Source organism: Pseudokineococcus lusitanus, assembly GCF_003751265.1.
In the GTDB taxonomy this organism is placed as follows: domain Bacteria; phylum Actinomycetota; class Actinomycetes; order Actinomycetales; family Quadrisphaeraceae; genus Pseudokineococcus; species Pseudokineococcus lusitanus.
Genome location: NZ_RJKN01000001.1, coordinates 690,096 through 711,740, shown reverse-complemented (window position 1 = coordinate 711,740; position 21,645 = coordinate 690,096). Strand labels below are relative to the sequence as shown.

Annotated in this window: 14 protein-coding genes, 2 tRNA genes and 1 rRNA gene; 11 read left to right on the top strand and 6 right to left on the bottom strand. The window is 76.3% G+C overall.

Annotation, left to right across the window (positions count from 1 at the left end; all coding sequences use genetic code 11):
* Positions 1-68: ribosomal RNA gene (gene rrf / locus EDC03_RS18545) — 5S ribosomal RNA — on the top strand; the annotation flags it as partial.
* 160 nt (positions 69-228) lie between these two features.
* On the opposite strand, the gene EDC03_RS03280 is transcribed toward rrf, so the two are convergent.
* Together EDC03_RS03280 and EDC03_RS03275 are read right to left on the bottom strand one after the other, a co-directional pair.
* Positions 229-1,545 (bottom strand): ABC1 kinase family protein, encoded by a 1,317-nt coding sequence (locus tag EDC03_RS03280; RefSeq protein WP_123378687.1) that lies wholly within the window; start codon positions 1,543-1,545, stop codon positions 229-231.
* 7 nt (positions 1,546-1,552) lie between these two features.
* Positions 1,553-2,719 (bottom strand): hypothetical protein, encoded by a 1,167-nt coding sequence (locus EDC03_RS03275; RefSeq protein WP_148057996.1) that lies wholly within the window; start codon positions 2,717-2,719, stop codon positions 1,553-1,555.
* A gap of 184 nt (positions 2,720-2,903) precedes the next feature.
* Here EDC03_RS03275 and EDC03_RS03270 point away from each other — a divergent pair, with 184 nt between their 5' ends.
* A complete protein-coding gene (locus tag EDC03_RS03270) occupies positions 2,904-3,494 on the top strand; it encodes a M48 metallopeptidase family protein (protein WP_123378685.1) in 591 nt (196 codons plus the stop codon).
* 17 nt (positions 3,495-3,511) lie between these two features.
* On the opposite strand, the gene EDC03_RS03265 is transcribed toward EDC03_RS03270, so the two are convergent.
* Together EDC03_RS03265 and EDC03_RS03260 are read right to left on the bottom strand one after the other, a co-directional pair.
* Entirely contained in the window at positions 3,512-4,045 is a 534-nt protein-coding gene (locus EDC03_RS03265) for an NUDIX hydrolase (protein ID WP_199719876.1), read from the bottom strand.
* Positions 4,046-4,113: 68 nt separating this feature from the next.
* Positions 4,114-5,604, bottom strand: coding sequence for a zinc-dependent metalloprotease (locus EDC03_RS03260; RefSeq protein ID WP_123378684.1), 1,491 nt, complete (start codon positions 5,602-5,604; stop codon positions 4,114-4,116).
* 181 nt (positions 5,605-5,785) lie between these two features.
* On the opposite strand from EDC03_RS03260, the gene EDC03_RS03255 reads away from it, so the two are divergent.
* Positions 5,786-6,871 (top strand): YlbL family protein, encoded by a 1,086-nt coding sequence (locus tag EDC03_RS03255; RefSeq protein WP_123378683.1) that lies wholly within the window; start codon positions 5,786-5,788, stop codon positions 6,869-6,871.
* Positions 6,872-6,909: 38 nt separating this feature from the next.
* On the opposite strand, the gene EDC03_RS03250 is transcribed toward EDC03_RS03255, so the two are convergent.
* Positions 6,910-7,512, bottom strand: coding sequence for a PPA1309 family protein (locus EDC03_RS03250; RefSeq protein ID WP_199719875.1), 603 nt, complete (start codon positions 7,510-7,512; stop codon positions 6,910-6,912).
* A 168-nt stretch (positions 7,513-7,680) separates the two neighbouring features.
* Here EDC03_RS03250 and EDC03_RS03245 point away from each other — a divergent pair, with 168 nt between their 5' ends.
* The 3 genes from EDC03_RS03245 (at position 7,681) to EDC03_RS03235 (ending at position 11,066) form a co-directional block, all read left to right on the top strand.
* A complete protein-coding gene (locus EDC03_RS03245) occupies positions 7,681-10,722 on the top strand; it encodes a UPF0182 family membrane protein (protein ID WP_199719874.1) in 3,042 nt (1,013 codons plus the stop codon).
* Between the two features lie 62 nt (positions 10,723-10,784).
* Positions 10,785-10,861, top strand: a tRNA-Met gene (locus EDC03_RS03240).
* A 128-nt stretch (positions 10,862-10,989) separates the two neighbouring features.
* Positions 10,990-11,066: transfer RNA gene (locus tag EDC03_RS03235), tRNA-Met, on the top strand.
* A 105-nt stretch (positions 11,067-11,171) separates the two neighbouring features.
* On the opposite strand, the gene EDC03_RS03230 is transcribed toward EDC03_RS03235, so the two are convergent.
* Entirely contained in the window at positions 11,172-12,638 is a 1,467-nt protein-coding gene (locus EDC03_RS03230) for an aldehyde dehydrogenase family protein (RefSeq protein ID WP_199719873.1), read from the bottom strand.
* Positions 12,639-12,784: 146 nt separating this feature from the next.
* Between EDC03_RS03230 and EDC03_RS03225 the strand changes: the two genes are divergently transcribed.
* From EDC03_RS03225 to EDC03_RS03205, 5 genes are all read left to right on the top strand, one after another.
* Entirely contained in the window at positions 12,785-13,696 is a 912-nt protein-coding gene (locus EDC03_RS03225; RefSeq protein ID WP_199719872.1) for a TauD/TfdA dioxygenase family protein, read from the top strand.
* Between the two features lie 134 nt (positions 13,697-13,830).
* Positions 13,831-14,790 (top strand): glycine betaine ABC transporter substrate-binding protein, encoded by a 960-nt coding sequence (locus tag EDC03_RS03220; RefSeq protein ID WP_123378681.1) that lies wholly within the window; start codon positions 13,831-13,833, stop codon positions 14,788-14,790.
* Between the two features lies 1 nt (position 14,791).
* The gene (locus tag EDC03_RS03215) at positions 14,792-15,997 is read left to right on the top strand and encodes a quaternary amine ABC transporter ATP-binding protein (RefSeq protein WP_123378680.1); all 1,206 of its coding nucleotides are present in this window, start codon (positions 14,792-14,794) and stop codon (positions 15,995-15,997) included.
* Complete coding sequence (locus EDC03_RS03210; protein WP_123378679.1) at positions 15,994-16,932, top strand: ABC transporter permease; 939 nt, start codon at positions 15,994-15,996, stop codon at positions 16,930-16,932. The genes EDC03_RS03215 and EDC03_RS03210 overlap by 4 nt, the downstream gene beginning before the upstream one ends.
* A gap of 297 nt (positions 16,933-17,229) precedes the next feature.
* Entirely contained in the window at positions 17,230-21,480 is a 4,251-nt protein-coding gene (locus EDC03_RS03205; RefSeq protein ID WP_123378678.1) for a LamG-like jellyroll fold domain-containing protein, read from the top strand.
* The last annotated feature ends 165 nt before the right edge of the window (positions 21,481-21,645 follow it).

Below are 21,645 nucleotides of genomic sequence, written 5' to 3'. Positions count from 1 at the left end.
AAGCTAAGCCCGTTCGCGCCGATGGTACTGCCTGGGGGACTGGGTGGGAGAGTAGGTCGCCGCCGGACATCTTTTGTGGGTGAGGGGTCGTGGGTTACGTGTTCTGCCTTCGGGTGGGGCTCGTGCCTGCGGCCCCTTTCCTGCGTCCACGACCAGGTCGACGACGGCGTCGTCCTGCGGTCGTGATGACCCGACCGACCGCGGCAGGGCCGGCCGCACGCGGTGCGGTCAGCCCTCGTCGGCGAAGCCCGGCAGGTGGTCCTCGAGGACCTCGATGCAGGGGACCGTCCCGCCGATCTGGCAGAGCACCGCGAGGCCGCTGGCCCACACGCGGTGGATGAGGACGTACTCGCGCGGCAGGTTGAGCTTGAGGCCGAGCGCCCAGGCGGGCGTCCGCGGGTCCTGCACCCGCGCGAAGAGCTCCCGCAGCCAGGCGCGGTCGAAGGTGAACAGCTCCGTGTGGACCGGCCGCAGGAACGGCGTGAGGAAGTCGAGGAGCTGCTCGGCGTCGACGTCGATGGTGGGCCGGATGAAGTTCTCCCGCCGCAGCCCCTCGACGACGCCGTCGGCGTCGTCGGAGAGGGCCACCGTGAGGAGCCGGCCGATCGCCGGGGGCATCCCGTCGGGCAGCCGCTTCACCGCCCCGAAGTCGAGGGCGCCGAAGCGTCCGTCGGGGGTGATGCGGAAGTTGCCTGGGTGGGGGTCCGCGTGGAGCAGGCCGGCCTCGGAGGGCCCCAGGAAGAGGAACTCGAGGTAGCGGCGCGACGCGAGGTCGCGCTGCTCCTGCGTCCCCGAGGCGATGACCGTCGACAGCGGGACACCGTCCATCCACTCGGCGACGAGGACGCGCTCCGTCGCCTCGAGGACGTCGGGGACGGCGAAGTCCGGGTCGTCGCGGAAGGCGGCGGCGAAGGCGCGCTGGGAGGCGGCCTCGACCGTGTAGTCGAGCTCCTCGACCAGGCGCTCCTTCATCTCCGCCAGCACCGGTCCCAGCTCGAGGCCGGGGATCCAGCCGCCGGCGACCCGGGCGACCCGGGAGACCTGCGTGATGTCGGAGACGAGGGCCTTGCCCGCGCCGGGGTACTGCACCTTGACGGCGACCTGCCGGCCGTCGGCCCAGGTGCCGCGGTGCACCTGCCCGATCGACGCGGCCGCGACCGGGACGTCCTCCAGGTCGCGGAAGAGCCGGCGCCAGCCGTCCCCCAGCTCCGAGCGGAGCACCTCGTGCACCACCGCGGGGGGCAGCGCCGGGGCGGCGTCCTGCAGGCGGGTCAGCGTGGCCCGGTACGGGCCCGCGACCTCCTCGGGCAGCGCCGCCTCGAAGACGCTCATGGCCTGGCCGACCTTCATGGCGCCGCCCTTGAGCTGGCCCAGGACGGAGAAGACCTGCTCGGCCGTGCGGGCCTGCATCTCCGCCGCGACGACCTCCGCGGGCCGCCCGCCGAGCCGCTTGCCGAGGCCGAGCGCGGTGCGCCCGGCCATGCCCGCGGGCAGACCGGCCAGCCGCACTCCACGGCTGAGGGCACGACGCGGCAGCTCGCTCACCTCCTCATCATGGACGCTGCCCCCCGGGGACGCCGTCCGGCCCCTGCCCGGAGGGACGCGGGGCCTCGTCGCGCACCGCGGGCACGGCCGTGCAGCCGCAGGCGGGGTGCGGCGTCCACCGCCGTGCGGTCGTCAGCGGGTAGGGCCGCACGGCGACGTCCCAGGTGAGACCGGGGGTGGTCCCGTCCCTCCCGGGGGACCACGGCGGGGCGGGAGCGTCCCCGTCGGGCCCGGGAGCGGCGGGGTCGAGCGCCCCGACGTCGAGGGCGCCGAGGACGACGACGACGGTGACGGCCGCGACCAGCCGGGCGAGCGCGGCGTCCTCGCCGTCGCGGGCCCGGGCCGGGTGCGCGAGCTGGGCGGCGACGGCGGGCCAGGAGGGGTCGCGGTCCGTGCGGTGCAGCGCGACGCAGCGGGAGCACGGCCCACGGCCGGGCCGGACGAGGGGCCCGACGACGGCCGAGGCCGGGCGCAGGCCGACGGGCAGGTGCGGCCGGTCCTCGCGCAGGAGGGCTGCCGGGCCGGCGGGCGCCACGACGCCGTCGGCGACGAGGACGACGAGGGCCTCCGGCCGGGCGACGCCCTGCGCCGGCGGACGCCCCAGGGCCGCGGCCCACCCGCCCGGGAGCACGGCGGCGGAGGTGGCACGTCCCCGCCCCACGTCGACGGCGCGGTGGCCGCCCACGGCGACGTCGTCGCGCCGGACCCGGCGCCGTGGGGCGTCCTCCAGCACGACGTCGCCGACGCCCGCCTCCAGCAGGCCGGCGGCCACCGCGGTGCCCGTGCGCCCCGCGCCGACGACACGGACGGCCACGGCGGCCCGGCGCCCGAGCGCCGCCCAGCCGTCGCCGCCCCGCACCAGGCCGGCCGCGCGCGCCTCGGCCGCCGTGGCGGGCACCGGCGGCGGGGCGGCGGACCGCTCCTCCAGGACCCCGGCGCCGTCGAGGAGGCCGAGCAGGTGGTCCACCCGCTCGGCCGTGGAGCCGCGGCCCGGGGCGCGTGCGCGCAGCACATCGCGCCCCGCACCGGCGACGAGGTCGTCGAGCAGCGCCTCGTCCGCCGCGTCCAGGCGCTCGAGCAGGACCGCGACCGCCGGGTCGTCGCCCACCTGCACCGTCCCTACCGCCCGCCACAGCAGCGGCAGCCCCGGCCGGATCCTCAGCGCCGTCGTCACCGCCGCCACCCCCGCCCCGCCGGGCCCTCCGGCGGCCAGGAGGCTGCCAGCGGCCGGTGCCCCGCGGGGCGGGCGTCCACAGGCGCCGCCGCCGCGGTGCGTCGGGGCCCGGGCGGCGCGACCGCCCCGCTACGGTGCGCCCGTGGAGCCGGGACGTCGCCGTGCGGCCCCTCGCCGTGCTGCCGTGCCCTCCGCCGCGACCCCCGCCGCGGGCGGCACCCCCGCCGCGGCGCCGGGGGGCGACGTCGCCGTGCGCGTGCGCCGCAGCGACCGCCGACGCCGGACGGTCACCGCCTACCGCGAGGACGGCGGCGTCGTGGTCTGCATCCCCGCCCGCTTCACGGCGGCGGAGGAGGCGGAGTGGGTGCAGCGCATGCTCGCCAGGCTCGCCGCGCGCGACGGCCGGCGACGCCTCGGCGACGACGACCTCGAGCAGCGCGCCGCCCGGCTCGCCGAGCGCTACCTCGACGGCCGGGCCCGCCCCACGTCGGTCCGCTGGGTCGACAACCAGCGGTCCCGGTGGGGCTCGACGACCCCCGCGGACGGCAGCATCCGCCTCTCGACCCAGCTGCAGGGGCTCCCGGCCTGGGTCGTCGACTACGTGCTCCTCCACGAGCTCGCCCACCTGCTCGTCCCGGGCCACGGCGAGGACTTCTGGGCCCTGCTGGCGGCCTACCCGCGCTCCGAGCGGGCGCGGGGCTTCCTCGAGGGGTGGTCCACGGCCGAGGCGGCCCGCACGGGCGCGCCGGCGCCCGCGGAGGACGCCGACGACTGACTCCGGCCGACGGGCGCTCAGCCCGCCAGGGCGGCGGCGGCCCGGCGCAGGCGGGCCGGGAGGTCCGGGACGACGGCCGGCCCGCCGCCCGCGCCGTCGGGCAGCGCGTCGAGCGGCCACCACGCGACGTCGTCGCTCTCGTCGCTCACCGCCAGCGCGGACGTCGGGTCCAGGACGACGAGGTGCGCGACGTCGAGGTGCGAGCGGCACCGCCCGAAGGCGGGCGGGAGCTCGTGGTGGTCGAGGTCGGCGGGCACCTCGGAGACGTCCCCGAGCGTGGCCGGGACGCCCGTCTCCTCCACCAGCTCGCGCAGCGCGGCGTCCCGCGTCGACGCGTCCGACGCCTCGAGGTGGCCGCCGGGCTGCACCCAGAAGCCGCCGCGGCGGTGCAGCACGAGCAGGGTGCTCGAGCCCGAGGGGTCGAGGACGAGCGCGCTGGCCGTCAGGTGGTCCGGCGGCCCGGCCTTCGCCAACGCACCGGGGACCTCGAGGTGGGCGAGGTAGCGCCGGCGCAGCTCCTCCTGCCGCGCGTCCAGGGGTGCGGTCGCCACGGCGGGCCAGCGCTCCAGGCACGCCCGCACGGCGTCGACGGCAGCGCCGCGGGCGGGCGTCGCCGCGGTCACGGCCGCGCGGGGCCCGAGGACCCGTCCCCGTCCGTGCCCCCCGGGCCGTCCGACGCGGGACCGCCGGGGCCGTCCTCGGCGTTGCGCTGGTCGGCCGAGGGCTCGTGCTGCGCCTCGCCCAGGTCGCCGTCGAGGAGCTGGGCCAGCGCGGCGTCCACGTCGGCGTCCTCGGCCTGGGCGGCGCCACGGCGGGCGGCCCACCCGGCCGGGTCGTCGAGGTCCTCCGCCGTCGGCAGCAGGTCGGGGTGCGCCCACGCCGCGTCGCGGGCCTCGACGCCGCGGGCGTCCTCGATGAGCGCCCACAGGGCGGCGGCGTCGCGCAGGCGGCGCGGCCTCAGCTCGAGCCCCACGAGGCTCGACAGCGTGTGCTCGGCCGGACCGCCCGCGGCCCGCCGCCGCCGGACGACCTCGCGGAGGGCGCCGGCGCTCGGCAGGGCCGTCGCGGCCGTGTCGACGACGTGGTCGACCCAGCCCTCGACGAGGGCCAGCGCCGTCTCGAGCCGGGCGAGCGCCGCCTCCTGCTCCGGGGTGCGCTGCGGCTCGAGCATCCCCGAGCCCAGCGCCTGCTGCAGCGCCTCGGGGTCGGTGGCGTCGACCGTGCGCAGGGCCTCCTCGATCCGCTCGGTGTCGATGCGGATGCCGGCCGCGAAGGCCTCGACGGTGCCGAGGACGTGGGCCCGCAGCCACGGGCGCTGGGTGTAGAGCCGGGCGTGGGCGGCCTCGCGCAGCGCCAGGTAGAGGCGCACCTCGTCGAGCGGCACCTCGAGCCCCTCGGCGAAGGCCTCGACGTTGGCCGGCAGGAGCGCCGTCGTGCCCTCGGGCGCGAGCGGCAGGCCGATGTCGGTGCCGGAGACGACCTCGCGGGCCAGCTCGCCGACGGCCTGGCCGACCTGCATGCCGAAGACCGCGCCGCCGACGGAGCGGACCATCCCGCCCGCGGCCTGCATCGCCGCCCTGACCTCCGGGGGCGCCTGCTCCGCCATCGCGGCGGCCATGGCGTCGCCCACCGAGTGGGCCACCGGCTCCGCGAGCACCCGCCACGTGGGCAGGGTGGCCTCCACCCACTCCGAGCGGGACCACGCCCGCGACGTCGCCCCGGCCGAGCCGAGCGCCGTGCGCTCGTCGAGCCAGAGGTCCGCGAGGCGCAGCGCCTCGACGGTCGCGCGCCGGGCGGCGTCACCGACGCTGGGGTCGCCCTCGGAGACGGCGCCCTGGCGGGCGACCTGGTGGGCGAGGTCCCAGTTGACCGGCCCGTCCCCGCCGCCGGCCATCATCTGCTGGACCTGGGCGACCATCCGGCTCAGCGCCGCCGGGTCGCCGGGGAGGCCGAGCGCCTGCAGCGCCGCCGGGTCGAGGTTCCCGGGGGGGTTGCCGCCGGGACCGCCGAGGCCGCCGCCGGCACCGCCCATCAGCTGGCGCAGCAGGTCCTCGAGGGGGTTGCTGCCGTCGCCGTCGTCAGGACGACCGGTGGGGGGCGTGGGGCTCATGGGTCCTCCTGCGCGGGGCGCGGCGGTGGTGGGGCCGAGCGGGCGGGTCCCGGGGACCCGCCCGACCACGGTAACGAGCGGCGGGGGAGGATCATCCCGGCGGCGGACGCCGTCCGCCGTCAGCGGACGGGACGGGCGGCCGGCGCGGCCACGCGCGACGACGAGCAGCACGGGGAGCCAGATGAGCGGCACGTCCGGCCTGCGGCCGGCCACGGGCGCCCTCGTGGTGTCCTTCCTCGCCTCGCTGGGCGGGCTGGCGCTCCTCGGGTCGGCGGGCACCCCCTACGCCGTCGAGGCGCCGGGCCCGGTGCAGGACGTCCTCGGCGAGACGGCGCAGGGCGAGCCGCTCGTGGAGGTGGAGGGCCGGGAGACCTACCCGACCACCGGGCGCCTTGACCTCCTGACGGTGAGCACCTCCGGCGGGCCGGGCCGCGACGTCGTCCTCGCGCAGGTGGTGCGCGGCTGGCTCGACCCGGTCCAGGACGTCCTGCCGGTCGGCCAGGTCTTCGACCCGTCGCAGACCCGCGAGGAGGTCGACGCCTCCCGCGAGGTGCAGATGTCGTCGTCGCAGCAGGCGGCCACGGCGGCCGCGCTGACGGCGCTCGACATCCCCGCCGACGTCCTCCTGCGGGTCGCCGGGGCGCCCGAGGGCGCGGTGCTGCCCGACGGGCTCGAGGAGGGCGACGTCATCACGGCGCTCGACGCTCGGGAGGTCGGGACGACGGAGCAGCTGCAGGCGGCGCTGCAGGCCGTGCCGGCGGGGGAGCCCGTCGTGGTGGGCGTCGAGCGCGACGGGGAGCCGCGCGACGTGCCGGTGACGACCGCGGCGGGGGACGACGGCCGGACGGTCCTCGGCGTCCTGCTGGCGCCCGAGGTCGAGGTGCCCTTCGACGTCGACATCCGCATCGACGACATCGGCGGTCCCAGCGCCGGCACCGTCTTCGCCCTGGGGATCGTGGACCTGCTCACGCCGGGCGACCTGCTCGGCGGGCGGCACGTCGCCGGGACCGGGACGGTCGACGCGGAGGGGCAGGTCGGCGCGATCGGCGGCGTCCGGCAGAAGCTCGTCGCCGCCGACGCGGCGGGCGCCGAGCTCGTCCTCGTGCCGCGGGCCAACTGCGGCGAGGTCGTCGGCGCCGTCCCGGAGGGCCTCGAGGTCCGGGCGGTCGGGACGCTCGACGAGGCGCTGGCCGAGCTCGACGGCTCCTCGCCCGCCCCCACGTGCGACGAGGTCGTCCGCGACCTGCGGGCGGACGCCGCCGGCTGAGCGCCGTCCCGGCCCGCCGCGGCGGGCCGGGACGCGCGTCAGGCGAAGGTGGCGCGCAGGGCCGCGGCGAGCCCGGGGACGAGGTCCTCGCCGACGACGACACGCAGGTCGTCGTCGTCCTCGCGGCGCCTCACCACGGTGCCCGTGGTGCCGGGCCCCTCCTCGCGCAGGACGGCCACGGCGATGCGCACCTCGTGCCGGTCCGGGTGGGCGTCGACGACGGCGAGGGCCGCCGCCGGGTCCTCCGGCAGGTCGACGTCCGGCGGCACGACGACGCGCTCGACGGCGAGGGCGGCGCCCGCCACCGCGGGGGGCCAGCCGATCTGCGCGAGCACCTCCTCGAGCGAGCCCTCCGGCAGCTCGTCCTGCTCGACGGACGTCAGGTGCTCCGGGTCGGCCTCGGCCTCGGCCAGCACCTCGGGCGGGAGGTGCGCGGCGAGCGCGGCGTCCGCGGCCAGCGCCTGCGCCGTCCGGACGAGGGCGAAGACCCGGGGCGGCGCGCCCCACCCGTCCGTCGCGACGTGGCGCTCGACCTCGAGGGCGGTGCGCTCGAGGGTCGCCAGCGGCGGCTCGGGCGGCGCCGGAGGAACTCCGGCCGCGTCCGGCTCGTCCTGGGGGCGGGGGGCTGCGGCTGCGTCCACGCGCCGATGGTGCCCGACGCCGCGGCGGCCGGAGCGCCGGGAGGTGCGCCGGGCGCCCGTGGGACCCTGGGTCCGTCGCGGGCCCGCCGTACCGCCCGCCCCGCACCACCAGCCGACCGCACGACGTCACAGGGCGCCGAGAGGGCGCCCACGAGAGGTGCCCCTGACGTGAGCTCCACCGTCTCCCCGCCGCGTCGTCGCGGTGCCCTGCTGCCGACCGTCGTCGTCCTCGTCGTGCTCGTGGGCGCGGTCGTCGGCGCCAGCCAGGTCGTCACCGAGTTCCTCTGGTTCGACCAGCTCGACTTCAGCCAGGTCTGGACGACCCGGATCGCCACCCAGGCCGTGCTCTTCGTCGTCGCCGCGCTGCTCATGGCGGCGGCGGTGCTCGCCAGCCTGCGGATCGCCTACCGCTCCCGGCCGGTCTACGCGCCCGTGGACGCCGAGTCGGCCAACCTCGACCGGTACCGGGAGAGCCTCGAGCCGCTGCGCAAGCTGCTCACCGTGGCCGTCCCCGCCGTGCTGGGCCTCTTCGCCGGCTCCGCCGCGTCCGCCCAGTGGGAGCAGGCGCTGCTCTTCCTCAACAGCACGCCCTTCGGCGTCGACGACCCGATCTTCGGCCGCGACGTGGCCCTGTGGGTCTTCACGCTGCCGTTCCTCGGCTTCCTCGTCTCCTTCCTCACCGCCGTCGTGCTGCTCTCCGGCATCGCCGGGGCGCTCGTGCACTACCTCTACGGCGGCCTGCGGCTGCAGGGCGAGGGCCCTCGCACGACCGTGACGGCGCGGGTCCACCTCTCGGTGCTCGCCGGCCTGCTCGTCCTGCTGCAGGCGGGGTCCTACTTCATCGACCGCTACACCGCACTCACCGACGGCGGCGGCCGCTTCCTCGGCGCCACCTACACGGGCGTCAACGCCGTCATCCCCGGCCGGTCGATCCTCGCCGTCATCGCGCTGCTCGTGGCGGTGCTCTTCTTCGTCACGGCCTTCCGCGGCAGCTGGCGCCTGCCGGCGCTCGGCGTCGTCGTCATGCTCGTGTCGGCGGTCGTCGTCGGCGGGGCCTACCCCTACGTCGTCCAGCGCTTCCAGGTCGACCCCAGCGCGCTCACCCGCGAGTCGCCGTACCTGCAGCACAACATCGACGCGACCCGTGCGGCCTACGACCTCGTCGACGCCGAGGTGACGAACTACGAGGCGAGCACCGAGGCCGAGGCGGGAGCCCTGCGCGACGACGCCGAGACCACCGCGAACATCCGCGTGCTCGACCCGGCGATCGTCCAGCCGGCGTTCCAGCAGGACCAGCGCCAGCGGCAGTACTACACGTTCTCCGACCCGCTGGACGTCGACCGCTACACGATCGACGGGCAGACCGAGGACGCCGTCATCGGCGTCCGCGAGCTCGACCTCTCCGGCCTGTCGGACCAGCAGCAGAGCTGGGTCAACGAGGCGACGATCTTCACGCACGGGTACGGCGTGGTGGCCGCCTACGGCAACCAGCGCGGCGAGGGCGGCCTGCCCGCGTACTTCGCGTCGGGCATCAACACCAGCGGCCCGCTCGGCGAGTTCCAGCCCCGCATCTACTTCGGCCAGCGCTCGCCGGACTACTCGATCGTCGGGGCCCCCGAGGGCGCCGACCCCCGCGAGGTCGACTACCCGACCGACGAGGAGGGCGGCGACGGCGTCGCCAACAACACCTACGACGGCGACGGCGGCCCCGGCGTCGGCGCGTGGTGGCAGCGGCTGCTCTACGCGGTGAAGTTCCAGGAGCAGAACATCCTGCTCTCGGACGCGGTCAACCCCGAGAGCCAGATCCTCTACGACCGCGACCCCCGCGACCGCGTGCAGAAGGTCGCGCCCTTCCTCACCCTCGACGGCGACCCGTACCCGGCGGTCGTCGACGGCAAGGTGCTGTGGATCGTCGACGGCTACACGACGAGCAACCAGTACCCGTACTCGGCGCGGCAGCCGCTCGACGCCGCCACCTTCGACTCGCAGCGCGCGGCCGCGGCCGCGGCGACGGGTGACGGCGGCCAGGCGGGCGGGGCGGCGGCGGCCAGCACCATCGCCACGCTGCCGCCGGAGGAGGTCAACTACATCCGCAACTCGGTGAAGGCGACCGTCGACGCCTACACGGGCGAGGTCGTCCTCTACGAGTGGGACGAGGAGGACCCGGTCCTCCAGGCCTGGGACGCCATCTTCCCGGGCGCCCTCACCCCGGCGTCGGACATGAGCGCCGACCTCCTGGCGCACGTCCGCTACCCCGACGACCTCTTCAAGGTCCAGCGCACCGTGCTCGGCGCGTACCACGTGACCAACCCGGCGGTCTTCTTCCAGAACAGCGACCGCTGGCAGGTGCCGGCGGACCCGACCGCCGAGACGGCGCAGGGGCAGACGCCGCCCCTGCAGCCGCCGTACTACCTCACGCTGCAGATGCCCGGCCAGGAGCAGCCGGCCTTCTCGCTGACGTCGACGTACATCCCCAGCTCGACGCAGCAGGGCGCCAGCAACATCCTCACGGGGTTCCTCGCGGTCGACGGCGACGCCGGCACGGGGACCGACGGCGAGGTGGCCGAGGGGTACGGCCAGATGCGCCTGCTGCAGCTGCCGCGCGACGTCGTCATCAACGGCCCGGGCCAGGTGCAGAACGACTTCGACGCCGACCCGACGATCTCGACGGAGCTCAACCTCCTCAGCCAGAACAACACCGAGGTCGCCTTCGGCAACCTGCTGACGCTCCCGGTCGGCGGCGGGCTGCTCTACGTCCAGCCCGTCTACGTGCAGAGCTCCGGCGGCACGCAGATCCCCCGGCTGCAGTACTCGTTGGTGTCCTTCGGCAGCGAGATCGGCTTCGCGCAGAGCCTCGACGAGGCCCTCAACCAGGTCTTCGGCGGCGACTCCGGGGCGCAGGCCGGGGACACCGGGACGGGCGACCCCGAGGACCCGGCGGACCCGGGTGCACCCGTCGACGTGCAGGCGCAGCTGCAGGCCGCGCTGGCGGACGCCCAGGAGGCGCTGGCCGCCGGGCAAGAGGCGCTCGCCACCGGCGACTTCGCCACCTACGGCGAGCAGCAGGAGGCGCTGGCGGACGCCGTCGGCCGTGCCGTCGAGGCGCAGGCGACGATCGACGGGACCGAGACGCCGGCGGACGGCGACGCGGCCACGGCCACCGACGCCCCGACCGCCACCGAGGCGCCGGCGGACCCCGCCGACGGCTGACCCGGCCCGCGGGGGAGCCGATTTGGTGCTCACCCGGGGGGCGCGTACTGTTCATCCCGCGACGCGGGGTGGAGCAGCTCGGTAGCTCGCTGGGCTCATAACCCAGAGGTCGCAGGTTCAAATCCTGCCCCCGCTACCAGGTCGAGAGGCCCGGACCACACGGTCCGGGCCTCTCGTGCGTCCGGGTTCGGGGGTCTCCCCGGCGTGGGTGTCGAGCGCCGGCCCGGTCGGCCGCCGGCCCGGCATGGCGTAGTGTTGGCGCCGCGACGCGGGGTGGAGCAGCTCGGTAGCTCGCTGGGCTCATAACCCAGAGGTCGCAGGTTCAAATCCTGCCCCCGCTACCAGGTCGAGAGGCCCGGACCACACGGTCCGGGCCTCTCGTGCGTCCGGGGCACTGCGGGCCCGGACGCACGGGAGGTCCGGGCGCGGTGCCGCGCCCGGCCGCGGGCTCACCCCAGCCAGCCACTGCGGACGGGCTCGAGCCGCCGCCACACGTGCTTCGTCTCGCGGTACTCGGCCAGGCCGGTGGGGCCGAGCTCGCGCCCCGTGCCGGAGCGACGCCGGCCGCCCCACTCCGCGCCCGGCACGTAGGGGTGGAAGTCGTTGACCCACACGGTGCCGCAGCGCAGGGCCGCGGCCACGCGCTCGCCCCGGGCGACGTCGGCGGTCCAGACGGCGCCGGCGAGACCGGCCTGCGGCCCGTCGGCGAGCGCGACGGCCTCGTCCTCGTCGTGGAAGGTCTCGACCGTGAGCAGCGGGCCGAAGACCTCCTCCCGGACGACCGCCATGCCCGCGTGGCAGCCGGTCAGGACGGTGGGCCGGTAGAAGAAGCCGTCGCGCAGCGCCGGCTCCTCGGGGCGCCGCCCGCCCGCCGCCAGGACCGCCCCCTCGGCGAGGGCCCCGGCGACGGCGGCCTCGGTCCGCGCTCGCTGCCCCGCCGAGATCATCGGCCCGCTCTGCGTCCGGTCGTCGCGGCCGTCGCCGAGGCGGATGCCCTCCGCGCCCGCGGCGAGGCCGGCCACGACGGCGTCGTGCACGTCGGCGTGGACGAGGAGCCGGGAGCCCGCCGAGCACACCTGCCCGGCGTGCAGGAAGGCCGCGTGCAGGGCGTTGTCGACGACGACGTCGACGTCCACGTCGGGGAAGACGACGTTGGCGTTCGTGCCGCCGAGCTCGCACACGACGCGCTTGACCGTCCCCGCGGCCGCGCGCAGCACGTCGGTCCCGGTGGCCGTGCCACCGGTGAAGCTGACGAGGTCGACGTCGGGGTGCCGCACCAGGGCGGCGCCGACGGCGCCGTCCCCGAGCACGAGGCCGACGACGCCGGGCGGCAGACCGGCCTCCGCCAGCAGCCCCACGAGGTGGGCGGAGGTGAGCGGGGTGAGCTCGCTCGGCTTGACCACCGCCGTGCAGCCCGCGGCCAGCGCCGGCGCGACCTTCCACGACAGCTGCAGCAGCGGGTAGTTCCACGGCGTGACGAGGGCGCACACCCCCGCCGGCTCGACGACGACCCGGCTGCGGACGCCGGGGCCCGCGTCGACGACCCGGGTCACGTCGACGACCGCGAGGTCTGCGTAGTAGCGCAGGACGGCGACGACGTCGTCCACGTCGGCCCGCGACTCCCGGAGCGTCTTGCCGGTGTCGCGGGTCTCCAGCGCCGCCACGGGCTCGCGGTCGCGGAGCAGGAGGTCCGCCGTGCGGCGGAGGAGGTCGGCCCGCTCGCCGGGCGTCGTGCGCGACCACGGGCCGGCAAGGGCCGCCCGGGCCGCCGCCACCGCGCGGTCGACGTCGTCCTCGCCCGCGGCGTCGTGCTCGACGACGAGCGACCCGTCGACGGGGTCGAGCACGCGCAGGCGCCGGCCGGTGCGGGCCCACGCCCACGTCCCGTCGACGAGCAGGGACCCGGGAAGCGGCACGGCGGCACTCCTTGTCGTGGGGGAGGGGACGCCGCTACGTTACTTCCGACCAACCTGGTCGAGTATGTAGGAACAACCGACCGGGGACTCGTCCGACGCCTGCCGCCGCCCGAGCCACCGCCCCCCGCATCCCCTCGGAGCCCCGCGTGACCCTCCTCGACGCCGCCCCTGCCGCCCCCGCCGCACCTCCGGTCGCGCCCCCGCCCGCCGTCCACGCGCTCGAGCTCGAGCGGCTGGGGCCGACCATCGGCGTGCGCGTCCACGGCGTCGACCTGGCCGACGCCACCGACGCCGAGGTGCGGGCGATCCGGTCGGCCCTCGCCGAGCACAAGGTGCTCTTCTTCGCGGGGCAGCACGACCTCCACCCGGACAGCCAGGTGGCGCTCGGCCGCCGGCTCGGCGAGGTCACCGAGTCCCACCCCGTCGTGCCCGGCGTCGACGACGAGCACCCGGAGATCTACGCGCTCGACAGCTCGACGGGCGGCTTCGCCGACGTCTGGCACACGGACGTGACCTTCGTCCGACGACCGCCGCTGGGGTCGGTGCTGCGGGCCGTCGTCCTGCCCCCCAGCGGCGGCGACACGCAGTGGGCCGACCTGGAGCTGGCCTACCGCTCCCTCAGCGCGCCCGTGCAGCGGCTCGCCGACGAGCTCGTCGCCGTCCACGACGGGACCCGCGAGTTCGGCTACTACCTCTCCCAGAGCGAGGCCCGCGCGCAGTGGGAGGGCGAGGAGTACCGCGAGCTCGTCCCGGCCCGGCACCCGGTCGTCCGGGTGCACCCGGAGACCGGCCGCAAGGGGCTCTTCGTCAACCCCGGCTTCGTGTCGCACCTCGAGGGCGTCTCGGACGCCGAGAGCCGGTACCTCCTCGACCTCTTCTACGCCCACATCACCAAGCCCGAGCACCTGGTGCGGCACCGCTGGTCCGTCGGCGACGTCGCCATGTGGGACAACCGCTCGACGGTGCACTACGCCAACCGGGACTACGGCGACCAGCGCCGCGTCATGCACCGCATCACCCTCCGCGGCGACGTGCCGGTCGGCCCCCCGCGGGCCTGACCCGGCGGGCCCCGGCCCCCTCCGCCCCACCCAGCACCTCCGCGCGTCGAGGCGCAGGCCCCGAGGGCCTGCGCCTCGACGCGCGCCCGCCCCGCCGCGACCGACCGGTCCGGCGACCCGAGAGAGCAGGACCCATGCACCGCACGACCCGCCGCACGCCGGCCCGTACCGCCGCCCTCGCGGCCGTCCTCGTCGTCGCCGCGGCCGGCTGCACGAGCCAGCAGCCCGGGGCGGGGGGCGGCGACGCCGAGGGCGTCACCGTCCGCGCCGCGCAGTTCAGCTGGACGGCCGCCGGCCTCACCAACGGCATCCTCGCCGCGATCGCCGCCGACCACCCCGACCTCGGCGTCGCGTCGATCGAGACCACCCAGCTCGACCCGGCCGCGGCGTGGGCGGGTGCGCAGCGCGGGGACCTCGACCTGCTGACCGAGGTGGCGCTGCCCAACCAGGCCGACCTCGCGGCGCAGGCCGCCGACCGCGTCGACGTCGTGTCGGAGACGTACGGCGACGCGTCGCAGGGCTGGTTCGTGCCCGCCTACGCCGTGGCGCCGGGCGGGCCTCTCGAGGGCCTCACGAGCGTCACGCAGCTCGGCGACTACGCGGAGCAGCTGGACGGCAAGTTCTACGACGCCGACCCCGGCTACATCACGACGGAGCAGAACGCGAAGCGGCTCGAGGGGTACGGCGTCCCGCTGGAGCACGTCGTCTCCAGCGAGGCCGCCGAGCTGGCGCAGCTCGGCACGAGCTACAGCCGCGAGGAGCCGATCGTCCTGTACCTGTACCACCCGCACGCCGTCTTCGCGGAGCACGAGATGGTCCAGCTCGAGGAGCCGACCCCCTACAGCGACGGGTGTCTCGCCGAGGACGGCGACGGCGCCTGCGCCATGCCGTCCTACAGCGCCAACGTGGCGGCGAGCGACGACCTGCGGGAGCAGGCGCCCGCCTTCGTCGAGCTCCTCGCGGAGCTCCGGATCTCCGTCCCGGAGATGGAGGAGATGCAGAAGCGGGTCGACGTCGACGGCGAGGAGGTCGACGTCGTGGCGCGCGACTGGGTCGACGCGCACGCGGACGAGGTCGACGGGTGGGTCGGCTGACGTGGCGGACCCCGTCCTGCGCGTCACCGGCCTGACGAAGGTCTTCGGCGACCGGGAGCAGGAGGCCCTGCGCCTGGCCGACGAGGGGCTCGGGCGCGACGAGGTCCACCGGCGGACGGGGGCGACGCTCGCCGTCCACGACGTCGACCTCACGGTCGCCCGCGGCGAGCTCTTCGTCGTCATGGGGCTGTCGGGCTCCGGCAAGTCGACGCTGGTCCGGCTGCTCAACCGGCTCGTCGAGCCGAGCGCGGGGACGGTCGAGCTCGACGGCAGGGACCTGCGGGCGCTCGACGACGCGGAGCTGCGGCGCGTGCGCAACGAGCGCATGAGCATGGTGTTCCAGCACTTCGCCCTCTTCCCGCACCGGTCGGTGCGCGACAACGCCGGCTACGCGCTCGCCGTCCGCGGGGTCGGGGCGGCCGAGCGGCGCGAGCGCGCCGACCGGGCGCTGGAGACCGTCGGCCTCCTCGACCGGGCGGACGCCCTGCCGGCCGAGCTGTCGGGGGGGATGCGCCAGCGCGTCGGGCTGGCCCGGGCGCTCGCGGCGGACTCCGAGGTGCTCCTCATGGACGAGCCCTTCTCGGCGCTCGACCCCATCGTGCGGCGCGACATGCAGGCGCTGCTCGAGGGCCTGCAGCGCGAGCTGTCCAAGACGATCGTCTTCATCACGCACGACATCGACGAGGCCGTGCGGCTGGGGGACCGGGTCCTCCTGCTCAAGGACGGCCGGACGGTGCAGCTGGGCACCGGGCCCGAGCTCGTCGCCGCCCCCGCCGACGCCTACGTCGCGGACTTCACCGCCGGGGTCGACCGGACGCGGGTGCTCACGGCCGGCGACCTCGTGCGCGAGCCGCGGCTCACCGCCCGGCTCGGGGACGCGCCCGGCGACGTCCTCCGCGCCCTCGGCGCGACCGAGGCCACCAGCGCCTACGTCCTCGACGACCACGGGCGCGTGCTCGGCGTGGCCCGGGACGACCTCCTCGTCCGCGCGGCCCGGGAGGGCCGGCCGGTCGGCCGGGCCGAGCTCGTCGACGACCACGTCACCGTCGCGGCGGACCGCCCGGTCGTGGACTTCGTCCACCTCGTCGGCCGGCACGCCGTGCCGCTCGGGGTGGTGGACGCCGAGGGGCGGCTGCTGGGGGTCGTGCCCCGGGCCGCCGTCCTCGACGCACTGTCGGCGGCGCGCCCCGCGGGCAGGGTCGCGTGATCCCGCACGTCCCGGTCGGGGAGGTGGTCTCCTCCCTGGTCGACCGGCTGCTCGCCGGCGCGCCGGGGCTCTTCGACGCCGTCTCCGTGGTGCTGGGCCTCGTCGTCGGGGCCCTGACGGAGGCGCTCGCGTCGCCGCCCCCGGTGGTGTGGCTGGTCCTGCTCACGCTCGCCGCCCTCGCCGTGCGCGGCCCACGGCTGGCGGCGTACACCCTCGTCGCCCTCGGCCTCGTCCTGTCCCTCGGGCTGTGGGTCGCGACCATGGAGACCCTCGGGCTCGTCCTCGTGGCGGCCGCCGTCGCCACGGCCGTCGCCGTCCCGCTGGGCGTGCTGGCCGCCCAGCACCGGGCGGTCGGCCTGGCCCTGCGGCCGGTCCTCGACCTCCTGCAGACCACGCCGGTCTTCGTGTACCTCATCCCGGCCGTCTTCTTCTTCGGCGTCGGGGTCGTGCCCGGGGTCGTGGCGACCGTCCTCTTCGCGGTGCCGCCGGGGGTCCGGCTGACCGAGCTGGGCATCCGCCAGGTCGACCGCGAGGTCGTGGAGGCCGCGCGCGCCTTCGGGGCACGGCGCGGTCAGGTGCTCCGGGAGGTGCAGCTGCCGCTGGCGCTCCCCTCGATCATGGCGGGCGTCAACCAGGTCATCATGCTGGCGCTCTCGATGGTCGTCACCGCCGGGCTGCTGGGCGCCGGCGGGCTCGGCGCCGTCGTGGTGCGGGCGGTGACACAGCTCGACGTCGCGGCCGGGGTCGAGGGCGGGCTGGCCGTCGTCCTCCTCGCCGTGCTCCTGGACCGGCTGACGGCGGGCTTCGGCCGGCCGACCGCCCTGCAGCGGGTGCTGCGGCGGCGCCGGGCGGCCGTCCCCCCGTCGCCGCAGGAGGGCGCGCGTCCTCCCGCGGGCGCGGCGCCGGTGGCCGCACGCGCCCGCGCGGCGGGCTGAGACGCCGCCACGCCGCGCAGGGCCCGGACCGCTCGGTCCGGGCCCTGCGCGCGCGGTCGACAGACGTGCGGCGTGGTGGACATCACCGAACCGGTTCGACGTCGGTGCGGCGATGTCCTTGACGAGCCGCCGCGGCGTGGGGCAATGTCGCGCTCCTCCCCGATCTGCCCGATCCGTGACGGCGCATCGTCGTGTCGAACCGGTTCGATGATTCGGGGAAGGGCCTGCGACGACGTCGTGCAGGCCCGGACGGCCCGGACCACCCGGTGCCGTCACGGCCGACCGGAGAGGGAAGCGATGAGGCTGCACCCCGATCGACGCGGCAGGGGGTCCTCCGTCACGAGGGCCGCCGCCGTCACCACCGCGGCGGGAGGGCTCCTGGCGAGCTCCTTCGTCGCCCTCCCGGCCGCCGCGGCGGCCGAGCTGCCGACGCCCGCGGTCCACTACACCTTCGACGACGCACCGGGCGCGACGGTCCGCGACGTCAGCGGTGCCGGCCGTGACGGCACGCTGGCCAACCCGGGCACGGCCACGAGCGTGGCCGGCGTGGAGGGGCAGGCCCTGGGGCTGCCGGGGGGTGCGGCCTCGGCCGGTGCCCACGTGGCCCTCCCGGCGTCCGTGCTGGAGGGCGCCACCGACGTCACGGTCTCCCAGCGCGTGCGCTGGGACGGCACCGGCGGCGCCTGGCAGTGGACGAGCGCCCTGGGGGCCGGTGGCTCCCGCTACCTCTTCACGACCCCCTCCAACGACGCCTCGCTCCTGCGGTCGGCCGTCACGACGACGGGCGGGCCCACCGAGGACCGGGTCACCGGCAGCGCCGCGCTGCCCGCCGAGCGCTGGGTCACCGTGACGACCGTCCTCGACACGACGGCCGACCGCCTGACGACCTACCTCGACGGGGCCGAGGTCGGGAGCACGCCGACGACCGTCACGGCCGCGGACCTCCGGCAGGGCACCGGGACGACCGGCGGATACATCGGCCGGTCCTTCTACGCCGACCCGCTCTTCCGCGGCGCGGTGGACGACTTCCAGGTCTTCCACGCGGCGCTGTCCGACGAGCAGGTGGCCGAGCTGGTGCCCGGTGAGGTGCCCACGCGCGGTGACCTGGCGCAGGCGTCCCTGGACCTGCGCACGGTGATCGGGACGGCCCCGGCCCTGCCGGCCACCCTCCCGGCGGCCTTCTCCGACGGGTACGCCCGGCCCGTCGACGTCGTCTGGGAGGCCGTCCCCGCCGACCGCTACGCGCAGGCGGGCTCCTTCGCCGTGCGCGGCGACGCGGACGGCACCGCCGTCACGGCGACCGTCACGGTGGTGCGCGAGGGCCAGCTCGAGATCGACCTCGGGGAGACGACCGGGGAGTTCACCGGCGGCGCCTCGGGCCTGCTCTACGGCCTCTACGCCGACGGCATGCCGACGGACGAGCTCATCGAGGGCATGGGCGTGCAGACCGTGGCCACGAAGGCCCAGGACGGGGCCCAGCACCCGGGCTCCGACGCGCTCGAGGTGCTGCCGCAGCTGGCGCGCACCACCGACGGCGACATCTACGTCCGCACGACGGACTTCTACCGGGGCTTCCCGTACCAGTGGCCGGGTGACACCCCCGAGGAGAAGCTCGAGGGCTACTTCACGGTCATGGCCGACAAGCTCGACGAGATCGCCGCGCTGGACCCGGCGCTGCTCGAGAACGTCGTGATCGAGCCCTTCAACGAGCCCGAGGGCAACATGTTCGGCACGGGGGAGTGGTCCTACGACCGCACCTCCTGGTTGGACGACCCCACGGACTTCTTCGCCGCCTGGGACCGCGCGCACGCCCTCATCACCGAGAAGCTGCCCGGGGTGCGGATCGCCGGTCCCGGCACGAGCATCCTCTTCGGCCAGAACCGCGGCTTCCTCGAGCACACGGTCGAGGCCGGCACCGCGCCGGACGTCATCACGTGGCACGAGCTGTCCGACCCCGCCACGGTGCGCAGCTCCGTCGCGCGCTACCGCGCGTGGGAGCGGGAGGTCCACGCCGGGACGGCCTACGACGGTGTCAAGACGCCCATCAACATCAACGAGTACGCCTTCAACTACCACACCTCGGTGCCGGGCCAGATGATCCAGTGGATCTCGGCGATCGAGGAGTCGAAGGTCCAGGCGATGATCGCCTTCTGGAACATCAACGGGAACCTGTCCGACTCCGCGGTGCAGAGCAACCGCGGCAACGGGCAGTGGTGGCTGTACAACGCCTACTCCCGCATGACCGGTGACACGGTCGCGGTCACCCCGCCGTCGCCCGGGCAGAGCTACACCCACCAGGGCGTCGCCACGCTGGACGAGGAGCGGCGGACCGTCCGGGCGATCCTCGGCGGCGCCGACGGCCCCTCGTACGTGCAGGTGAGCGACGTGCCTGCCGACGTCATGGGCGACGAGGTGCGCGTCACCGTCCGCGAGATCCCCTGGACCGGCCAGCTGGGCAACTCGCCGCAGCCGCGCCACCTCGCCGAGCTCGTCGTCCCGGTCGTCGACGGCGCCGTCGGGCTCGACTTCGGCGGCGCCGACCTGCCCGAGCTCGACGAGGCGTCTGCCTACGAGGTCGTCGTCACGCCCGCCGGCGTCGGCGAGACCACCGCCGAGCAGCCGCTCTCCTTCGAGGGCAGCTACGAGGCCGAGGACGCCCGGACCACCGGGGCCGGCTTCACCGTCAACGGCCCGGAGGGCAGCCCGACCAACCAGGGCGGCTTCTACACCTCGGGCGGGCGCGACGTGGGCGGCCTGCGCACCGGCTCGGACGGCGTCATGGACTTCACCGTCGACGTCCCCGAGGACGGCACGTACGACCTGCAGGTCTTCGCGAGCACGCTCAACACGTTCGAGCGGGTGCGCGAGGACGGCCCGACGAACGTCTTCGTCCGCGTCGACGGCGCGGCCGAGCAGGAGATCTTCCTGCCGCTGTCGTACAAGTGGGTGGTCTGGGACCACGCCGACACGACCGTCGAGCTGACGGCCGGTCGGCACACCATCTCGCTCGCGGCCCGCAGCCTCGACGGGACCGGCGCCACCCGCGGCGACGCCATCGTCGACCGCATCGTGCTGCAGAAGCCGACGCCCTCGGCCGGCTCGTCGGTGTACGAGGCCGAGCTGGCCGAGCTGGACGGTGCGGTGCCGTCCTACGCGGCGCCCGCGGGCGCCCCGGACGCGCGGGTCTCCGGCGCCGGCACCGCCGTGCTCGAGCAGGGCGACGAGGCCGTCTTCTGGGCCTACGGCGCGGTCGACGGCCCGGCGTCGGTGACGGTCGACGTCGCCGGGACGGGCGCGGCCGACGTCCTCCTCGGCGAGCGGGTCGTCGGGTCCGTCGAGGGGACGGCGACCCTGCCCGTCTCCCTCGCGGGCGGTGTCAACAAGATCACGGTCCGGGGCACGGGCGGCACGCCGCTCCACCTCGACCGCCTCGTGGTCACCGAGGACGCCGACGCGCTGCCCACCACGGTGGTCCAGGCGGAGGACGGCGTCCTCGCCGGGGACGCCCGCGTCGTCGAGCTCGGCCTGGCCGAGGGCGGCCGCGCCGTCGACGGCATCGGTGGCGCCCCGGGCAACAGGAGCACGCTGAGCGTGCAGGTCGAGGCCGCCGAGGCCGGGCCGCACGCGGTGGCCGTCCGGTTCTCCAACCCGGAGCAGGTCCCGGCGACGCACTACAACCCCAACCCCATGGGGCGCTTCGCCGACATCGCCGTCAACGGCGGTGCGCCGCAGCGCGAGTGGTTCGTGCCGTCCTTCCACGAGAACCAGTTCTTCGAGCGGACGGTGGTCCTCGACCTCGAGGCCGGGACGAACACGGTGACCTTCTCCTCGGAGGAGCAGCCGAACTGGGACGGCGAGACCTACATCGAGGACCTGTGGCCGGGCCTGTACCTGCGCCCCGAGCTGGCCCCGGTGCTCGACCGCCTGACGTTCTCGCCGCTGTCCGGCGAGCCGGTGGCGGAGGGTCCCGGTCCCGAGCCGGAGCCGGACCCCGAGCCGGACGTCGCGACGGACGTCGCGGCCCTGGACCTGCTGCGGCAGGACCGCTCCGGACCGGAGCTGCGCCGCGCGGACGGTGACGACTTCGACCTCCTGCGGGTCGCGGTCGAGCGGGTCCTGCGTCAGCGACCGGGCTCCCCGGTGGCGGTGCTGGCGGACCCGGGCCGGCGGGCGACGGTGCTCATGCCGGACGACACCGCCTTCACGGCGGCGCTCGAGGAGGTCGCCGGCCGTGACCTCCGCAACGAGGTGAGGGCCGCGGACGTGCTCCGCTCCCGGTCGCAGGTCCGCGTCGAGCTGCTGGAGCAGGTCCTCCTCGGCCACGTCGTGCCCGGCACCACGCTGACGTCGGAGCGCGTCCTGCGCGCCGACGGGCGCACGCTCACGACGGCGGCGGGCACCACCCTGACCGTCCGCGTGGAGGGCACCACGGTGTCGTTCCTCGACGCCGACGGCGACGTGGTCGCCACCCGGCCCGCCGGCCTCGACCTCAACCGCGGGCAGGCCCAGGTGGGCCACGCCGTCGGGACGGTCGTCGGGCTCGGCTGACGGACGGCGGTGCGGGGCCGACGTGCCCCCTGACGTCCCGCACCGCCCGCCGCCTCCCGGCGGCAGAGGCCCCCGCACGCCCCGCGTGCGGGGGCCTCGCCCGTCCGCGGACGCCTGCGCGAGCCGGCTCCCTGGGGTGCGGCCGCCCTTGTGGTGAACCGGTTC

Bases quoted from the DNA above. Each gene is read 5' to 3' on its own strand.
- EDC03_RS03260 (WP_123378684.1), bottom strand. From the start codon at position 5,604: ATGAGCCCCACGCCCCCCACCGGTCGTCCTGACGACGGCGACGGCAGC.
- EDC03_RS03255 (WP_123378683.1), top strand. From the start codon at position 5,786: ATGAGCGGCACGTCCGGCCTGCGGCCGGCCACGGGCGCCCTCGTGGTG.
- EDC03_RS03220 (WP_123378681.1), top strand. From the start codon at position 13,831: ATGCACCGCACGACCCGCCGCACGCCGGCCCGTACCGCCGCCCTCGCG.
- EDC03_RS03205 (WP_123378678.1), top strand. From the start codon at position 17,230: ATGAGGCTGCACCCCGATCGACGCGGCAGGGGGTCCTCCGTCACGAGG.